General features: G+C 64.1%; 7 protein-coding genes. 2 read left to right on the forward strand and 5 right to left on the reverse strand.

From position 1 onward, the window contains the following. The first annotated feature begins 9 nt into the window (after positions 1-9). Positions 10-294 (forward strand): septum formation family protein, encoded by a 285-nt coding sequence (locus tag ACWW36_RS23860; RefSeq protein WP_456142602.1) that lies wholly within the window; start codon positions 10-12, stop codon positions 292-294. 194 nt (positions 295-488) lie between these two features. Here the strand turns inward: ACWW36_RS23860 and pe are convergent, their stop codons facing one another. The 4 genes from pe to ACWW36_RS23880 form a co-directional block, all read right to left on the reverse strand. Further along, complete coding sequence (gene pe, locus ACWW36_RS23865) at positions 489-1,628, reverse strand: acyltransferase PE (RefSeq protein ID WP_456138422.1); 1,140 nt, start codon at positions 1,626-1,628, stop codon at positions 489-491. 66 nt (positions 1,629-1,694) lie between these two features. Next, a complete protein-coding gene (locus ACWW36_RS23870) occupies positions 1,695-3,431 on the reverse strand; it encodes an AMP-binding protein (protein ID WP_456138423.1) in 1,737 nt (578 codons plus the stop codon). 162 nt (positions 3,432-3,593) lie between these two features. Beyond that, positions 3,594-6,590: an MMPL/RND family transporter gene (locus ACWW36_RS23875; protein WP_456138424.1), complete on the reverse strand. Its 2,997-nt coding sequence runs from the start codon at positions 6,588-6,590 to the stop codon at positions 3,594-3,596. Between the two features lie 78 nt (positions 6,591-6,668). Beyond that, on the reverse strand, positions 6,669-8,090 hold the full coding sequence (locus tag ACWW36_RS23880) for a condensation domain-containing protein (RefSeq protein WP_456142603.1): 1,422 nt from the start codon (positions 8,088-8,090) through the stop codon (positions 6,669-6,671). Between the two features lie 225 nt (positions 8,091-8,315). Here ACWW36_RS23880 and ACWW36_RS23885 point away from each other — a divergent pair, with 225 nt between their 5' ends. Continuing rightward, positions 8,316-19,346 (forward strand): type I polyketide synthase, encoded by an 11,031-nt coding sequence (locus ACWW36_RS23885; RefSeq protein WP_456138425.1) that lies wholly within the window; start codon positions 8,316-8,318, stop codon positions 19,344-19,346. On the opposite strand, the gene ACWW36_RS23890 is transcribed toward ACWW36_RS23885, so the two are convergent. After that, a complete protein-coding gene (locus ACWW36_RS23890) occupies positions 19,317-19,970 on the reverse strand; it encodes a GAP family protein (protein WP_456138426.1) in 654 nt (217 codons plus the stop codon). The two genes, ACWW36_RS23885 and ACWW36_RS23890, sit on opposite strands and share 30 nt — an antisense overlap. Positions 19,971-20,073: the final 103 nt, after the last annotated feature.

Raw genomic sequence — 20,073 nt, forward strand, 5'->3', positions numbered from 1 at the left:
AACGCGACGATCGTCGACTGCGCGAAACCGCACCTCGCCGAGGTCTATGCGGTACTCCCACTGCCTGACGGCAACTTCCCAGAAGGGGTCGACGCCAATACCTCGAAGCAGAAGTGTGGCGCGGTAGCTCGCACCTTCGTCACACCCGAAGAGGGCCTCGATCCGTCCATGCGCACCCTCGTCAAGTTCCCCGACCAAGCGTCCTGGGGTATGGGCGACCGGTCGATCACCTGCTTCTTGGCGTTCAACACCGCCCGAACGGGAGCATTCGGCGCCGGGCGCTGGACCAAGTAGTTCCAGCGTTCGGCGTCCAGTTGTGCATTGAGCTCGCTGATCTGGGACCGCAGGGCTTCATTTTCGTGCTGGAGATCGTCAATCTCGTCTCGCAGCGTTCCCGCGTTTGCGAATTCGACTTCGGCACATAACTATTCGCGCAGAGCATGTCGAAGTTCGGCGACCTCGGTGCGTGGCACGGGCGCGGGCTCAGGTCATGGCTGCTGATGATTCAACACGTACTGGGCACCGGCGAGGAGCTGCGAAATGGGATCGGCGCCGCCGCCGAAGGCGGCTTGAGTGGCCGGTGCCGTGACGGCCGCGGGGTCGTAGCCGTTAACCGGATCTACCGTAATCGGAGCGGTCAACGGATTGTCGTTTCGTGAATACCCCGCGTCCACGTAAGGCTTGAGAACCCCGTCAAGCTGATTGAGCGTGTCTTCCGGCACCCCAAGATATTTGAAGGGCAAGACCAGGGGGAGGTGCTGCTCCGGAATCAGATACGTCGTCGTCTTCGCACCCCTGGAGTTGACGGTCGTCCTGATGTTCTGCGGCGGCACCATACTCGGGTTGGTGAACGCCACCGCGGTGTGCCCGGTCGCGAGGCCCACCACCGCGTTCAGCAGGGACATCCAGTTGTCGTTCCTGTCCGGCCAGTCGGCGATGCTGTCGTATGCAGAGACGAATTGGTGGGTGTCGTATTGACTCTCTACCGGGGCCGGCATGCGGAAGTCGAGTGCGGGAACGACGCTGCCGACGGGAAACATCTGGGTCAGGAAACTCTCACCGAACGCGTGACGGGCAAGTGGGTCGCCGTACGTGGCGAAGCTCAACTGATCTGGCGGCGGGGCGGTCGGATCGTTCGCCAGCTTCGCCTGCACGGCGTCGAGCACCATCGCCCCTTCTGACAGGCCGATCGTGGTGCCGGGACCACCGCTGCGAATCGCCGCTTCCAGGTTGCCCTCACCCTCGTCGACCGATTCGCCGATGCTGGGGCCGTCGATACCCACGCCTGGAAAGGAGTCGTCCAGCCGGCCGATTCCCGGAAACATCCGCTCCAGAACGTGTCCCTGAACCTGACCAGCGGGGTAGTCGACGATCTGCCGGTCCAACCCGGGAAACCAATCCGCGCCCGTGCGCTTGATGTATTCGTCATAGGGAATACCCAGAACGTGCGCGCCCCCCAGCGCGTATCCCCGCCCCGGCGTCCCCATCGGAGGTGGCCCGTTGTCCGGTGCCCCGTGGTCCGGTGTCCAGCCGTCTTGCGCATCATCGGCTGTCGCGGTGCCGACGCCGAAACATCCTGCGGCACCTACGGTTAACAGTGCAGTGGCCGATGCGAACAGTCTTCGCATTTCACTCCCGCCCACTCGACTACGCGTCTGCACTGAGCCAGACCTTACTCCGCCCACCTGGTGAGCTCAGGCGTCCAACCGAACGAATTCGTCCTGCAGATACTTCTCGGCGCAGGCGGCACGCCGGATCTTGCCGCTCGTCGTGGTGGGAATCGAGCCAGGCGCTACCAGAACGAGATCCCCGACACTCAGGCCGTGCGCAGTGGATATCGCGGACGTGACATCGCTCTTGATCTCGTTGAGCTCGCTTGGCTTCTTGAGTTCGATGACGGTGACCAGCTTCTCGGTACTGTCGACCGGAACCGAGATGGCCGCGACCCGACCACGTGTGATCTCTTGGACCGTCGCCTCGATGTCCTCGGGATGGTGATTACGGCCCCGGATGATCAGCAGGTCCTTGATGCGGCCGACAATGAACAACTCGTCCTCGGAAATGAAGCCCAGGTCGCCGGTTCGAAGCCACGGCCCATCCGGCGTGCCGGGCGAGGGGTCGACGAGTGTTGCACCGAAGCAGCGCTGCTCCTCCGGCGGCCTGCTCCAGTAGCCGATCGCGACATTGTCGCCATGCACCCAGATCTCGCCGACAACGTCCTGGGAACATTGCCGGTTTGTGTCGACGTCTACGACCCGCACCACAGGTGACTGCGGCAGTTTGTATCTCACCAAGGCTGAGCCGGTTCCGGCTGCACACCGCCGGGCGCGGCCCGCCGACAATTCGTCGACATCGAAATGGACAGCCTGCAACGAATCACTCCAGGTGCCGGCTGCCACGAAGACGGTCGCCTCAGCCAGGCCGTATGAAGGACGCAGCATGTGGTCCCGAAAATTGAAGTGAGCAAACCGATCTGCGAAGCGTTCCAGTGTGGCCGGCTCGACACGTTCGGCGCCGTTGATGATGCCCAACACCCCACCGAGGTCGAGGCCGGCAAGGTCACGGTCGGTGGTTTTTCGGGCGGCCAGCTCAAAAGCGAAATTGGGCGCCGCCGAGAAAGCATGAGGGTTCTCCGCCAACGCCCGTATCCATCTGGCCGGCTTTTCCAAGAAGGCAACCGGGCTCGTCAACACGCCGGGATGGCCGCTGAGGATGGGCGCGCAGATGCCCAGCACCAAACCCATGTCGTGGTAGAAGGGCAACCACGACACGAACGTTGCGTCGGTTGAGGATTCGAGGCGCACACCCGCGAAGAAGATGCGCATCACCTGCTCGAAATTCGCCTGGAGGTTGCGGTGCGAAATCATGACCCCGGTTGGCAGCCGGGTCGAACCCGAGCTGTACTGCAGGTACGCAGTGCCGGGATACTCAGCTGTCGAAAGGCCGGATTCGCCAGCCGGGGACATGGGGCCGTCCAGATTCATCGAATCGATCTCGACGATCTTCGGCGCAGTGTCCACACGTGACTGATCGACGTAGTCGCCGACCTCTTCGGCGGCTGCGGATGTGGTGAGGACAATCGAGGGCTTCGTATCGGTAAAAACCGCACCCACTCGGTCATGACTCGAGCCGCGATGGGGCAGCGGGAGCGGCACCGCGACGAGCCCAGCCTGCATGGATCCCAGGAAGGCCGCGATGTAATCCAGACCCTGCGGGGCCAGGATCACTGCCCTGTCGCCGACCGATGCATGATGGCCGAGCTCGCGTGCCACATTCAATGTTCGGCGGGATAGCTGCGACCACGTGAGACTCTCGGAAACACCTGCCGAGTCGTGGTCGTAATCGGTGAATGTGAATGCTGTGTCGCCGGGGCGCAGGCTGGCACGTCCGTGCAGCATCGAGAGAAGAGATGACTGGGGTGCAGGCGTCACGTCACGTCCGTACTAACTCGTCGAATCCGTCGGCTCGAAGACCGTGCACCGCGAAACATCCTGGGAAGCTGGCAGTTAACCGCACTGGAAGTCCTACTCCTGACCGCTCGGCTCGTTTTGTAGTTTCACATACATCACGTGTGCTTGTTGACTCGCCCGCCGCTAGGCGTGTTCGGCTGGTGACCGTGACGCTGACCGTGTGCCCAGTCGTGACGGCCACCAGTTCGCCCGCCCGACCAGCGCAGCGATGGCGGGCACCGTGATGGTGCGCACCACGAAGGTGTCCAGCAGAATTCCCACACCAATCACGAAGCCGCCCTGGACCACGGTGGCGATGCTGGAGAACAAGAGACCGCCCACAGACGCGGCAAAAATCAGACCCGCCGCAGTGATCACACCGCCCGTCGAACTCAAGGTACGAATGATGCCGTAACGCATGCTGTGCGGAGACTCGTCGCGCATTCGCGACACCAACAGCATGTTGTAGTCGGCGCCCACTGCGACCAGCACCACGAAGGCCAACGGTGGCACGCTCCAATGCAACTGCTGACCGAGAATCAATTGGAACGTCAGAACGCCGATACCGATCGCCGCAAAGTACGAGATGACCACGGAGCCAACCAGATAGAGCGGTGCGACGATCGCGCGCAAGAGCGCCATCAGGATCAGCAGGACGACGACCAGGGTCACGACGATGATGAAACGGATGTCGTGCTCGTAATAGTCGCGCGTATCTCGCAGCGCGGCGGGGAATCCGCCCATCGATATCTTGGCGTCCGCCAGTTGGGTATTCGGTTGGGCGCTACGAGCTGTGTCACCGATTGCGTTGACCTGATCCATCGCTTCGACGCTGAACGGATTGAGTGTGGTTTGCACCAGATACCGTGCCGAATGTCCATCGGGCGAGATGAATATCTTCGCGGCCGCCTTGAACTCGTCGAGCTGGAGAATTTGGGCCGGAAGGTTGAACCCCGCCATCGACGGATCTGCCGCGTCATTTCGCATCGCCAACAGGAACGCGGCTGCCTCATCGAGTCCGGCGCCCATCTGCTTGACTTGGCCGACGAGTTGGTCCACTCCGCCGGCCACTTCCTGGCTCCCGTCTGCCAAGCGGTTGGCGCCCTGCCTGACCTGGGTCAGGCCCGCCTGCAGACCCCCAGGTCGATCGAGACCCATGGAGCGCACCGCCGAACTGAAGTTCAACAGCGCATCATTGAGTTGTTTCACCGTTGCGTTGAGAGTCTGTCGGTCCCCGAACCCCTGGAGTTGTCCGGCCAGAGTGTTGATCTGGTCGAGGCGTCCGTCGTCACGCGCGGCAACCAGTTTCTGAAACTGGATGCGGGTATCGCTGCACGACGGGTTGGCGTCGCAGACCGCGTTGCCGTTTAGCGCCGCCAGCACCGGACCCACCCAGGCGAACATGTCCTTGACGGTCGTGAAGTTCACGCCCATCGCATTGCCCAGCGCATTGATGCTCTGCACGAGCTTGGCAGCGGTTTCGACGTCCTTGACCAACTTGTCTCCGCCCGCTTGGGTTCGCATCGACGAGAACGCATCGATCAGACGCTGCATGCTGGGAGCGATTTGGTTGATTTGAGCGCGCACATCACCGAGGCTGGCGGCCAGCGTATTGGCCCCATTCGTCAGTCGGTTGAGATCCTTGGTGCTGTCACCGATCACGGCCGAGCCGGCGGCCATCCGATCACCGACAATGCCCGCTTGGTAGGTGGCTCTGAACTCCTTCGGCACAACTCCGGTGGGTCTGGTGATGCCGCTGACAAGACCGATGTTCGGCAGTTGGCTGACCCGCTGTGCCATCTGCTCCAGGTCTGCGAGCGCTTGCGGTGTGCGCAAGTCGCGCGGTGACTGAACGAGGATGTATTCGGGCACGGCCTGACTGATGGGGAAGTGGCGTTCGAGCGCGGCGTACCCGATCGAACTCTGCGCCGATGGCCCGAGGGCCTTGCGATCGTCGTAGTTGTAGCGCACCAAGCTCGCACAGCTGGCGAGAATGAGCAGGACAAGCACGCTGGCAACGAGATGGGCCTTCGGTCGCCGGACGATGCGTATCCCTGAACGTCTCCAAAACCGGGTGGTGAGCTCGCGCCGCGGCTTGACCCAGCCGCGTGGCCCAGCTAGCACCAGGATGGCCGGCAGCAGCGTGATCGCGGCAAGGAATGCCACCCCGACCCCGATCGCGCACGCCACACCGATCGTGGAGAACACGCCCATCTTGGCGAAGCTGATCCCGAGAAACGTGACTCCCACCGTGGCGGCGGATGCAGTGATCACCTTGCCGACCGAGATCAACGCACGCTTCACCGCTTCGTCGAAATTGGCGCCTTGGCGCAGATAGTCGTGATAGCGGCTGATCAGAAAGACCGCATAATCGGTCCCGGCGCCGGCGATCATCGCGCTCAGAATGATCACGGACTGGTTTGAAACGCCCAATCCGAAGAGTTGGGAGACCCCCGCAACCACGCCCTGGGCCGTCAACAGGGACATCCCGATCGCTACCAATGGCAGGAGCATGGTGACCGGGTTGCGATACACCAACAGCAGAACGAGAAGCACCAGGACGGCGATCGCAATCTCGATGGGCGTGCGGTCGTGTTCGCCCGCGACGGTGAGGTCGGCGACGGTGGCCGCGGGTCCGGTGACGTGCACAGCAAGTGGGCCGCCGGCGACTGCGTTGTGCTTCACGATGTCGGCAACTCGGTTGTAGGACTCGTACGCACGTGGCGTGCCCAACTCGCCGGCGAGGCCGACCGGCAGCACCCAGGTCGTCTTGTCCTTGCTCGTCAAGAACGGGCGCAATTGAGGCGTGGTGATGAAGTCCTGAATCATCACCACATCTGTCACGTCGTCGCGCAGCGCGTCGACCACCTTGCGGTAGGTGGCTTCGTCGCCGGGCTTGAGGCCGGCGTCGTTGATGAAGGCAACGACGAGAAGGTCGTCCGAACCCGATTCGTGAAACGCTTCGGTCATCTGCCGAGCGGTGACGTTCGACGGCGCGTCGCTTGGCAGAACGGCGAGCGGATGGCTCTGGGCCATCTCGTTCAGGCTCGGGAATGCCAGCGGAAGGGCGATCGCAATCGCGACCCAAGCGCCTATCACCGCCCAGGGCCACCGCAGCACAAGATCGGCTAGCCGTCGCATGTTGTCCTCACCATCGCCAGGAAATTGCGCAATCGCGGCATAGCCCCGGAAGGGTCATTGCCATCGAATTGCTCCACGCTATGCGACGCGTCCCCAGTGCCCGCTGTCAGCGACCCGTACGCACACCGACTTCATCGCTTCCATGTAGCGGGTGACAGATTTCTCGGCAACGGGGTTGTCGGGATGCATGATCGCCATGACGGTGCCCTCCCCGTACCGGAATATGTAGATCGTCAATTGGTATGAGAACCGGCCGTCAGGGTAGATGCCGATATTGTTCGCAAGGCCCATGTCGGCGGCCGCGAGGATGGCGTTGAGCGGCGCAGCGCCACCGTGGAAGAAGTTCGATACCGGAAAGTTCGGCTGTGGCCAGTTCAACCACGGCGCCAACTCCAATACGCGGTAGTACGGCACTCTGGCCATGTCCAGGCCCGAATCGAAAGAGGCTTGCGCTGCCCATGCGGCATCGCTGAAAGAGGTCGCCGCAATCGGGACGGTGATGGGGATCAAGCCGGTAAACCAACCCTGCGTCATGAAATTGTCGCCAGCGGTGCGCGAGTCCCTCGGCGTGAGCCCGTAATAGGTGAGAGCACCGGTGAACTCGTGCTCCACCAAGCCGAGGCAGGCGAACAGGCCGCCGACGAAGCGCGCGCCGGCCGCCGTGCAGGCCGATTCGAATCGCTCCGTCTGTTGTGGGCTCATCAGCAGTAGGGAGGTCATGTCGCTGCTTGTCGACTCGTTCGGGTTACCCAGGGGAAGCGGGAACTCCGGAAAGCCATCGCTGTTGTTCTCGGCGAAGTCGATCCATGCGCGTACCTCCGGCGAATCCACCGTCAAGGCTGACGCGTACTCGCGCTCGCGGACACAGAAATCGTCGAAGCTACCCGCGTCGGGAAGCGCCAGCGCCTGACCGCCTCCGCTCAATGCCGAATACATTCCGTTGGCTTCCAACATGGTTGTGCCGATCAACGTCGCATCCCCATGCACGTGATCCATGGCGGCAAAGAACGTGAAGTGGCTTTCGTTCTGGATTATCCCGAAAGTGAAGGAGCCCCACTCCAGCGGATTCGGTATCGCCACGACGTGATCGCGTATTTCGTCGACCGTCATGTGGCCCCGCGCGATCGGCACGAACTCAATGTCGGCCGGATCTTCAATGGCGCGCCGTACGAACTGTCCATCGCCCGTCCGTTCGAACCAACTGCGGAACGTGTCGTGCCGACGTAGGTATGCGTTGACGGCGTGATCCATCGCAGAAACATCACACTGGCCGGCCACGTCACAGCTGGCGATGATTTGCCGGGAGAAGTTCAGTCCCGCGGATGTCCGATCATAGTAGTTGCGAAGGTGTTGGCTCTGCATGTAGCTGATCGGCACCGAACTGACCGGCGCTCGTCGCGCCGTATCGGAGGCCGCGGCAGTCGGATGCCAAGAGGTGACCGAGCCCGGATTCAACGACCATTCATCAAGTGCGCCAATAGTTATCTTCCCGATGCGCAAAACATCGTCCTCCCAGCTTGGCCCGGCCACGAGATCCGGCATCACACGTCGCGGATCAACATACCTTTGGTTCAATCGCCGTCACCCAGTGCGGACGAAGCTCGGACGACGGCGCCACGCACGCCGCAGTGGCGCATGCAATAGTTGCTATCGAAAGTAGACCTTCACCGCTACAGATGTCGCCCAGAGTGTAATTCTGACCGCCGACGCGAGGAGGACAACCGTATGGGATCCGCCGAAGATCCGACCGAGCCAGCACCGGCTTTTGCGATCATCGGCTACGCGGCGCGGTTCCCGGGTGCCGCGGATACGGACGAGTTCTGGGATGTGCTGCGCGAGGGCCGCGACGCGATCTCGGAGGTGCCTGCGGACCGCTGGGATGTCGATGAATTCTTCGATCCGGAACCCGGTGTGCCCGGCAAGGTTGTCACCCGTCGTGCGGGTTTCGTCGATGACGTGACGGGGTTCGACGCGCCGTTCTTCGGGATGTCGACGCGCGAGGTCAGGTTGATGGACCCGCAGCATCGGCTCTTGCTGGAGATGGCGTGGCGCGCAGTGGAGCATTCCGGCACCGCGCCAACGGCTTTGGCTGGCACAAATACCGGGGTGTTCGTGGGTTTGGCCACCCACGACTACCTGGGAATGGCTTCTGACGAGCTGACTTACCCCGAGATCGAGGCCTACATGGCCATCGGGACATCCAGTGCCGCAGCGGCGGGACGGATCAGCTATCGGTTGGGGCTGCAGGGTCCCGCGATCGCCGTCGACACGGCGTGCAGCTCGTCGCTGGTGGCAATCCATCAGGCGTGCCAAGCACTGCGCCTAGCCGAATGTGACCTTGCGCTGGCCGGCGGTGCGAACGTCCTGCTCACACCGGCGACGATGATCACGTTTTCCAGTGCGCAGATGCTCGCGCCCGACGGCCGGTGCAAAACGTTCGACGCGGCCGCCGACGGCTACGTGCGGGGCGAGGGCTGCGGTGTGATCGTCATCAAGCGACTCGAGGACGCGATTCGCGACGGTGACCGTATTCGTGCCGTGATCCGCGGCAGCGCGGTCAACCAGGATGGCGCGTCGGGGGGATTGACGGTGCCGAATGGCGTTGCCCAGCAACGGGTTATCGCCGACGCATTGAAGAGCGCAGGCCTCGAACCCAGCGACATCGGATACCTGGAAGCACACGGCACCGGGACATCGCTTGGCGACCCGATCGAGGCCCAGGCCGCAGGTGCGGCGCTCGGCGCCGGACGCGAACCCAGCCGGCCGCTGTTGATCGGCTCGGCGAAGACGAACATCGGACACCTGGAAGCGGCCGCGGGGATCGCGGGCGTCATCAAGGTGATCCTGTCGCTCGAGCACGAAACCTTGCCGAAGCACCTCCACTTCGAGAACCCGTCGCCGCACATCCCCTGGGACCGGCTTGCAGTGGAGGTGGTGAAGGAAACCATCCCGTGGGAGCGCACCGCTCGGCCGCGCATCGCGGGTGTCAGCTCGTTCGGGTTCGCCGGGACAAACGCTCACGTCATCCTCTCCGAAGCTCCCGTGGAAGCACCGGCACCAGGACCGGTCGAGCAGCCGAGGGACCGGTTCAGCGTTCTTCCGCTCTCAGCGCGGACGCCCACTGCGTTGGCGCAGGTCGCCGATCAATACCGCAGCTGGTTGAGCGCGCACCCAGAGGCCACCTTGGCGGACGTGTGCTTCACCGCCGGCGCCGGGCGAGCACACCTGGAGCACCGGGCCGCATTGGTGGTCAATTCGAGAGAATCCGCCATCGAACTACTCGGCGCACTCGCGGACGACCGCCCCGCACCCGGTTTGGTTCGCGGAGAATGCCATGACACACCCAAGACGGCGTGGCTGTTCACAGGTCAAGGCAGCCAGTACCCCGGCATGGCCCGGGAGTTGTTCGACACCGAACCGGTGTTCGCCGAGACGCTGAGTCGTTGCGCGGCAGCGGTATCTGATGTCCTCGAAACGCCTTTGCTGGACGTCATTTTCGATGTTGACAGCCCAGACGCCGATGAGACGCTGCGGCAGACCTCCTACGCGCAGCCCGCCTTGTTCGCGGTGGAGATGGGCTTGGCCCGCCTCTGGCAGTCGTGGGGCTTCGAGCCAGACGTGGTGCTAGGCCACAGTGTCGGACAATATTCGGCGGCCTGCGTCGCCGGCGTGTTCAGCCTGGAGGACGGCGCGCTGCTGATGGCCGAGCGCGGTCGCCTCTTCGGCAGTTTGCCTGCGGGCGGCCGGATGGTCGCGGTGTTCGCCGCCGCCGAGCGTGTCGAGAGCCTCACCGACGAGTTCCCCACGTTGTCGGTCGCCGCCTACAACGGCGGTAACACCGTATTGTCCGGACCCGCAAAGGATCTGGAGAAAGCGACGGCGGAATTGGCGGCCGCCGGTGTCCGGTGCGACTGGCTCGACACCAGCCATGCATTCCACTCGGCGCTGCTGGACCCGATTCTCGATCAATTCGAGTCGTATGCGCAGCAGTTCACTTTCAATGCGCCACGACGGATTCTGATTGACAACCGTACCGGCGCCGCACTCGGCAGGAGCGTGAAGCTCGACGGCGCCTATTGGCGCCGGCACGCTCGCCAGCCTGTGGAATTCGCCAAGAGCGTACGCACCCTCGCCGATCTGAATTGCAAACTCTTGCTGGAGATCGGCCCCCGTCCGGTGCTCACCGCCGCAGCCCTCGGGGCATGGCCCGACCCGGCCAACGCACCGCGGGCGATCGCGTCTCTGCGCCGAAATACCGCCGACCACCAACAGATCACCGAAGCCGTTGCCGACGCGTACGTCTTGGGCCACCTGCCGGACTTCCACGCATTCCGGCGCGCGAACGCGCGAAAGCTCGACTTGCCCACGTATCCGTTCGAGCATCGCCAGTACTGGTTCAGCGATAGCCGGGAACAGGTGAACCACCAACAGCAGCTTGGCGGACCGCGGACCGAAGCCGTCCGTCTTCTCGAGGAGGGCCGGCTCGAAGAACTCGCGACCCTCCTCGACGGTGCGAACAGCGACCGCCAGACCCTGCAGGTGTTGACCAAGCTTGCGGCACAACACAATCAACAACGAACAACGCAGTCGATCGCGGACGACCGCTACGAGATCCGCTGGGAGAAATCCACTGTTCCCGTCTCCAGCGCCGACGACCGCGAGCAAACCACCTGGCTTCTCATTGGTGATGAATCTCCAGCCGTTCAGTCGTTGGTCGACGAGCTGACCGCACGAGGTCACCGGCACCGGATCCTCGGGCTGCCGGTGTCCGACGCGGACGAGGAAAAGCTCGCAGACGCGTTGCGCGCAGCGGCGGTGGATGATTCGACGCTACGTATCGTCAACGTCGCGGCCCTCGACTCCGAGACCACACCCTCGATGCGGTCACTCTTGCGGATGCAACACCGTATCTTGGGTGGAACTCGGCGGCTCTTCCGCGCCGCGATCGACGCCGAACTGCACCGACCCATCTGGGTCGTGACCCGTCGCGCACAACGAGTCACCGACGTGGACACCGTCGCGCCGGATCAGAGTTGCCTGTGGGGGTTCGGTCGTGCCGCGTCACTGGAGCTTCCGCAGGTGTGGGGCGGCCTGGCAGACCTCTCAGAAGGCGGGGAGAACCCAGCCGACGAATGGTCGCGGCTCGTCAACTGGATCACGACGCCGCACGACCCGGCCATCAGGGAAGACCAAATCGCGCTGCGAGATCAAGCGGTCTACGTTCCCCGGCTGGTTCGGCGGGCTGAGCAGCCAAACGGTACACCGCTGGAACTGCGCCGCGACGCAACGTATTTGGTTACCGGTGGCCTCGGTTCCATAGGCCTGGAGATCGCCGGATACCTAGCCGCGCACGGCGCCAATCATCTGGTGCTCACCAGCCGACGCGCGCCAGGTGAGCCCACGCAGCAGCGCATTGACGCACTAAGCGAACAGCACGGCTGCGAAGTCCGGGTCATTGCCGCCGATGTCGCGGATGCGCACGACGTCGCACGCCTATTGACCATCGTGCAGGCCGAGCTACCGCCCTTAGCCGGCATCGTCCATGCTGCAGGCGAGATCGGTACCACTGCGCTGAGTAATCTGGACGATAGCGAAGTAGATCGTGTGTTCGCCGGAAAAGTCTGGGGTGCTTGGCATTTGAGCGAGGCGGCCGCTGACCTGAAGCTGGACTTCTTCCTCAGCACCTCGTCGATCGCCTCGGTATGGGGCGGCTTCGGTCAGACCGCCTACGGCGCGGCGAACGCGTTTCTCGACGGGCTGGCCTGGCGCCTGCGCGAGCAGGGCATCTCTGGGTTCAGCGTCAACTTCGGTCCCTGGTCGGGGGGCATGGCCGATGCGGAGTCTCGTGCGCGACTGGATAAGCGGGGGGTCCGGACCTTGTCACCCGCCGATGCCCTGGCGGGTCTGGCCGACGTCATGGCGGCTCCATCGGCGCAGGGCGTCGTGGCTCGGATCGACTGGGCTCGCTTCCTGCCGGTCTACCAACAAACGGGCAGGCGGGCATTCCTGGCGGAGGTGGAGCGCGAGGTGCCTAGCCAGCTGACGGGGGTGGCGCCGTCCGCAACTCTCCCCGGCAAGACCCAGCTCGTCGAGCGGCTCACGAATGCTCCGGTGCAGCAGCGTAAGAAACTTCTGACCGATTACCTGCTCGACGCGGTGGCAGAGGTGACGCGCGTAGATGCCGCGGAGATCCGCGAGGACGCGGGTTTCTTTGACCTCGGCATGGATTCGCTGATGGCCGTTGAATTGCGGCGCCGCATCGAACAAGGAGTGGGCCGCGAGATTCCAGTCACCCTGGTGATGGATCACCCCCGTCTGTCCGACGCGGCCGAATACCTGCTGGGCGAGGTGCTCGGGCTCAGCGAGGAATCCTCCGTCACCTCAGCGCCGTCAATGGTGACGACGCGCACGGACGAACCGATCGCGATCGTCGCGGTGTCGTGCCGTTTCCCCGGCGCGCCCGACCCGGAAGCTTTTTGGGAGGTGCTTTCCGGCGGTGTCGATGCGATCCGGGAAGTCCCGGAGGACCGCTTCGACATCGACGAGTTCTATGACCCGGATCCAGAGACTCCGGGCAAGACCTACACGCGCTTCGGCGGATTCCTCGACGGAATCGACGGATTCGATCCCGAATTCTTCGGCATCTCGCCGCGCGAGGCCGTGTGGATCGAACCGCAGCAGCGGCTGATGCTCGAAACGGCATGGGAGGGTATCGAAAGGGCCGGCCACTCGCCAGAGGCGCTGCGCGGCAGTCGAACCGGCATCTTCTTGGGGGTGGGCGCCAACGAGTACGCCCATCTGTTGTCCTCAGAATCGATCGACAAAATCGAGCCCTACTTCATCACCGGCAACGCGCTCAACGCCATTTCCGGTCGTGTTGCGTTCGCGCTGGGACTCGAAGGGCCAGCAGTCGCGGTCGATACGGCATGCAGCTCAGCGTTGGTGGCTGTCCATCAGGCCTGCCAGGCGTTGCACTCCGGTGACTGCGACTTGGCGTTGGCCGGCGGTGTGAATGTCTTGCTGAGTCCGGTGACAGTGATTGCCGCCTCCCGCGCACGGATGCTTTCCCCTGTCGGGCGATGCAAGACCTTCGACGCCTCCGCCGACGGCTACGTGCGGGGTGAAGGCTGCGGAATTCTCGTGCTCAAGAGGCTGAGCGATGCGGTACGTGATGGAGATCGGGTCTGCGCGGTCATTTCCAGCAGCGCGGTAAACCAGGACGGCGCGTCCAGTGGTCTGACGGTGCCCAATGGTGGTGCACAGCAACGGCTTATCGGGACCGCGCTGGCTCGCGCCGGTCTGGCGGGCGGGGACGTCGACTACCTCGAGGCGCACGGGACCGGCACCCCGCTGGGTGACCCGATCGAGGTGCAGGCGGCCGCCGCTGCCTACGGTGCCTCGCGTGACGCGGACCGGCCGTTGCTGATGGGATCGGTGAAGACCAACATCGGTCACCTCGAGTCGGCATCCGGGGTAGCAGGCCTGATCAAAGTCGTGTTGTCGCTGCAACACGAAATGCTGCCGCAGAGCCTGCATTTCGAGAAGCCGTCGCCGCACATCCAGTGGGACTCGCTGCCGGTGCGGGTCGTGGACAAGGCGATTCCGTGGCGGGCAAACGGTAGGCCGCGGCGCGCCGGCGTGAGTTCCTTCGGGTTCACCGGCACGAACGCGCATGTGCTGATCGAGGAGGCCCCGCCGCAACCGGCGACCGCGGGAGACGCGGCGGCTTCAGAGTCGTCGGAGTCCGACACTCACGTGCAGCCTCTCAATGTGCTGGCGTTGTCCGCACGATCACCAGAAGCACTGGTGGCGTTGGCGCGGCGCTATGAGGCCTGGTTGAACGCCCATCCGGATATCGACCTCGCCGACGTATGTCTCACTGCCGGGACGGGCCGTTCGCATTTCGAGCATCGCGCAGCGCTGGTCGTCGATTCGGTCGAGGGCGCGCGCATGGGCCTGGCCGAGCTTGCCGAAAACCGCACGCGACCCGGTGTCGTACGTGGCGAGCACACCAACCGGCCGACGACGGCGTGGTTGTTCACCGGGCAGGGCAGCCAGTATCCGGGGATGGCGCGTGAGTTGTTCGACACTGAGCCGGTTTTCGCCGAAACCGTGACACGTTGCGCGGACGCGGTCGATGGCATACTGCCGCATCCGTTGCTGGAGGTGCTGTTCGCCACCGATCGCGAAACCGGCGGCGCGGCCGGAGAAAGGTTGCGGCACACGTCGTTTGCGCAGCCAGCGCTTTTCGCCGTCGAGATGGGCCTGGCCCGGCTGTGGAAGTCGTGGGGCATCGAGCCCGACGTGGTGCTGGGGCACAGCGTGGGCCAGTACGCAGCGGCATGTGTGGCTGGAGTGTTCGACCTCGAGGACGGCGCACGGCTGATGGCAGAACGCGGCCGGATGTTCGGCAGCCTGCCCGAAGGTGGGCGAATGGTGGCGGTGTTCGCCGACGCCAAGCACGTCGAGACGGTCGCCGAGAGATTCTCTCGGGTGTCGGTCGCTGCTTACAACGGGCCCAACACCGTGCTCTCGGGTCCGGGTGAGGATCTGGAGCAGATCGTCGCCATTTTCAGTGACGAGGGGATCCGCTGCACATGGCTGGAGACCAGCCATGCTTTCCACTCGGAGTTGCTGGATCCGGTGCTCGATGAGTTCGAGTTTTACGCAGCGGGTTTGCACTTCGCCGTGCCAACGCTGCCGCTGGTCTGCAACCGCACCGGCGCGGTGCTCACAGCCCAAACCCCGATCGACGCGCAATACTGGCGGCGGCATTCCCGCCAGCCGGTGCAATTCGCCGAAAGTGTGCGCACCGTGGCGGCGCTGGGATGCTCGGTGTTGATGGAGGTCGGTCCGCAACCGGTGCTGACCGGGGCTGCGGTGCAGGTTTGGCCGGAGCACCTGGCCGCACCGCGGGCGATCGTGTCGCTGCGTAAGGGCGTTGGCGACAAGCGCCAGATCGCCGACGCATTGGCCTCGGCCTACGTCGGCGGTCTCCGGCCCAATTTCGCTGCGCTGCACCATCAGCCCGGTCGCAGAGTCGAACTGCCCACCTATCCTTTTCAGCGCCGCCGCTTCTGGCCCAAGACGTCCGGCATCACGGTCGACGGTGCCGCTGTATCGGGAATTCTGGGTAGTGCGAAAGATCTCGCGTCTGGTGACTCCGTCTACACGAGCAGGTTGTCCGTCAAATCGCAGCCGTGGCTGTCCGATCACGTCATCTACGGCACGGTCGTCGTTCCCGGGGCGACATATGCGGCGATGGCGCTGGCCGCAGTTGGTTCGCCGGCGCGGGTGAAAGATGTCGTCTTCTATGAACCGATCATCCTGCCCGAGAAGAGTTCTCGCGAGGTGCAGCTGACGTTGCATCCGCTGGAAACCGACGGTGAGTGGAGTTTCCAGGTGCACAGTCGCCCGTACGGTGAACGTGGCGCCGAGTGGTCGTTGAACGCCGATGGCACCGTCCTCACCGGTGCCGACGCCGAGCCGGTATCCGAGAACGCCGAGCCGGTCGACGAGGCAATCGAGCGGCTGAACCGGATGCGTCCGCAGGAGTTGTTCGAGACGTTCGCCGACTTGGAGCTGGCATGGGGGCCCACCTGGTCCGGTTCCCTGAAATCGCTGTGGCTTGGCGAGGGGGAGGCGATCGGCGACATCGTCGTCGGCGCAGAACTCGCCGAACAACTCGGAAGCGAGCCGATGCACCCGGTGCTGATGGATCTGTGCACCGGAGTCGCCTTCCCCGCGTTCCCAGCACTTCTCGCGGCCGAACAAGGCGTGAACGATCTGTTCCTGCCGTTGCGGTACGGGCAGGTCACGCTGCGGGAGCGGATGCCGAGGAGGTTCTATTGCCGTGCAAGGTGGCACAGCAGCGGCCTCGACAGCGAAACCCAAGTCTTCGATCTCGATTTCGTCGATCGGGACGGCCGCAGCCTAGGTGGGATTCGCGAGTTCACTGTCAAGCGCGCGCCACGTGAGGCATTGTTGCGCGGGCTCGGCGGCGATGCGACCCGTTTGCTCTATACCGTTGGCTGGCACGAGGTGCCGCCCCCGGCCACGGAAAACGGCGCCGCAATTGCGAACGGCACCTGGCTGATTGCCAATTTCGATGGATTGGCTGACGAGGTGCCTGGCTGCATCCCGTTCGACCAGGCCGCCGATCCGGAACTCTTGGGGCAGCTGTTAGCACAGGCACACGAGCGCGGTCTGGGTTTCTCCGGGGTCGTCTGGCGTGCCGCAGCCCCCAGCGCACGCGAGTCGAGCGCCGACGTCGCCGAGCGACTCGAAACCGAGATTGCCCACCTTCTGAGCGCCGTGCATACCGTGCAACGCGGAGAGGTGAAACTGCCTGGCGGACTGTGGATAGTCACCGAGCACGCGGTGGCATGCGAATCCGGCGAGCCGGTCGATCCGGTGCAGGCGGCGCTGTGGGGCTTCGGGCGCACCACGATCAACGAGGAACCGGCGCTGCGCTGCAAACTGGTCGATTGCGACGGATCCGAGGAGGCTGTGAACGCACTCGCCGCCCTGTTGGCCACGCCGGTCGACGAACCGGAACTTGCGCTGCGGCAAGGAAAGCTGCTGGCATCACGGTTACTTCCATGGGCGCGCAGCGGTCATCTCACGGTGCCGCGCTCGACCGATTACGTCCTGGCGCCCACCGAACGCGGCGCAATCGACAACCTGCGTCTGACCGAGACGGATGTGCCGCCGCCGGACGAGGGCTATGTGCAGGTGCGGGTGGAAGCTGCGGGCCTCAACTTCCGGGATGTGCTCAACGTCCTCGGCCTCTACCCCGGCGATCCCGGACCGATCGGCGGCGACTTCGCAGGCACCGTCACCCAATTGGGTAGCGGCGTTACTGGACTCGAGGTCGGCCAGCGCGTCTACGGCTTTATGCAGGGCGCATTCTCCAGTCGGTTCAACGTGCCGGCTCATTTGGTGGCGCCGGTGCCCGAAGGGCTGAGCTCGGTGGCGGCGGCCACCATTCCTGCTGCGGCGCTGACGGCCCGGCTCGCGTTCGACTGGGCGCAGTTGCAGCCCGGTGATCGCGTGCTCATTCACGCCGCCAGCGGCGGCGTCGGGCTGGCCGCGATCCAGATGGCACAGCAGCATGGCGCCGTCGTCTTTGCGACCGCCAGCACCTACAAGCGCGCGACGCTGCGCAAGATGGGTGTGAAATACGTCTATGACTCACGCACAACGGATTTCGCTGACGAAATCCTTGCTGACACCGACGGCGTCGGAGTCGACGTGGTGCTCAACAGCCTCACGAACGAGGGGTTCCTCGAAGCGACCGTGCGGGCCACCGCCCAGAATGGTCGTTTCGCCGAGATCGCCAAGCGAGACATCTGGACGCATGAGCAGATGGCGGCGGTCCGTCCCGACATCGCCTACGAGATCGTCGCGTTGGACGTCACCACCCTCCAGAACCCCGAGCACATCAAGCGATTGCTGACCGAAGTGTCGGACGGGATGGCCAGCGGACAGTGGACACCACTGCCCGCTGAGATCTACCCGATTACCGAGGCGAGGGCCGCGTTCCGTCGGATGCAGCAGGCGCGGCACATCGGAAAGATCGTGTTGCAAATACCGAATCCGCTGCAGCCACGCGGAGATCGGAGCTATTTGATCACCGGCGGACTCGGTGCGATCGGCCTGCACACCGCGTCGTATCTGGCGCAACTCGGAGCCGGCGACATCGTGTTGACCAGCAGGCGCGCGCCCGATGCGGACGCGCAGCGGGTGATCGACGAGATCACCGAGCGGTACAAGTGCCGCATCCACACCTTCGGGGCCGACGTCGGTGACGAGTCCGAAGTTGCGAAGCTGCTGGAACGAATCCGCGCGGAGTTGCCCCCGCTGGCCGGAGTGGTACATCTCGCCGGTGTGCTTGACGATGCGTTGCTGTCACAGCAGAGCCTGGAGCGATTCCGAACAGCGTTGGCGCCCAAAGCGTTCGGTGTCCGCCACTTGGACTGCTTGACGAGGGACGATGATCTGGACTTCTTCATCGTGTCCTCCTCGGTGTCCAGCGTGTTCGGTTCACCCGGTCAGGCGAACTACGCGACTGCCAATGCGATGCTCGACGGCCTGGTCGCGCAGAGAAGGGCACACGGCTTGCCGGCTACGGGCGTCAACTTCGGCCCCTGGGCGCAGGGAGGCATGGCCTCTTCGGAGGCAGCACGAAACAATCTCAGCGCGCAGGGCCTGGTGCCACTGGAGCCCTCGGCTGCACTGAGTGCACTCGCCGAGGCTGTCGCGAACGGAACCGGGCAGGCAACCGTTCTCAAAGCCAACTGGCAGCGTGCCGCGAAGTTGTTGGGGGCTGCTCGGCCAACGATTCTCGACCACGTGTTGCCGAGTTCGTCCGGGGAGGCGACCGGCGACAGTGAGTTGCTCCGGCAACTGCAGGAAATACCGGTGCCGCAGCGCGCCGGATTCGTGACCGAATTCCTCCAGCGCGAGGTGCAGAACTTCCTGCGACTCGCGCAACCGCCCGCGGCAACCAGTCGGTTCCTGGACCTGGGTACGGATTCACTGATGGCGATCGAACTCCGTAACCGGTTACACAGTCAGTTCGGTGGCGCGTTCACGATCAATGCGACCGCGGTATTCGACTATCCGACCATCGGGGGGCTCGCCGAGTATCTCGTGAGTCAGCTGCCCGACGCGGAACCAGAATCGGGCGAGGTGGAATCTGTCCCTGCGCCCGAGCCCACACAATCACAGTCCCGCGATCCCAACCACGAGTAGAAGGCAACCCACGGCCGCCAGCAGTGCGGCGACCTCGAGGCGGCGGCGCGCCTGAATCCAGTTGTGCAGCGCGGCCATCAGTGCCCGCGTTCTGTCCGGGGCCACCACATATGCAAGGAGCGGAACCTCCACGAGCGCGAACGCCACGACATGGAACATCAGCAGTGCACCGACCTGCGTTGCGGCCGCCGCACCCGACGCCATGATCACGGCCAACACCGCAAGGTAATCGACAGACGGCAGCGCGATGCCGAGCCCGGCAACTCCGGCCACCCACAGGGACCGGCCGTTCATCAGCCGTCGCGCCCCTGACGCCAGCCTTGCCGAGCCTGCACTGGCGCGGCGTGACTGGATCCTCGCGGCTAGAACAACCGCGGCGAGCAGGGCCAGCCCGCCAATCACGATCTGCACGTGGGGCAGCGTGAAATGCGTTGAACTCGACAACACGGGCCGCAAGACGAACAGCACCGCCAACCCGACCGACGTTCCCATGACAAAGCCGCCGCACAGGAACGCGAGCAACTGCAACTTGGGTTGTGGCCGGTTCAGCAACAGCACGGTCATGCCGACGCGGAATGGTTCCAGGCTGATCGCCACGGCCATCACCAGGATGGTCATCCACATGGAAACTGGCGCCTGCCCTAGGAGTCCAACCGCGCGAACGCGGTCTCGACCGGCTGGGGCATGCGCGCCAGGTTACCGCTGTGTGCCCGTCGTCAATTCAGCG

The organism is Mycobacterium sp. MMS18-G62 (genome assembly GCF_053877835.1).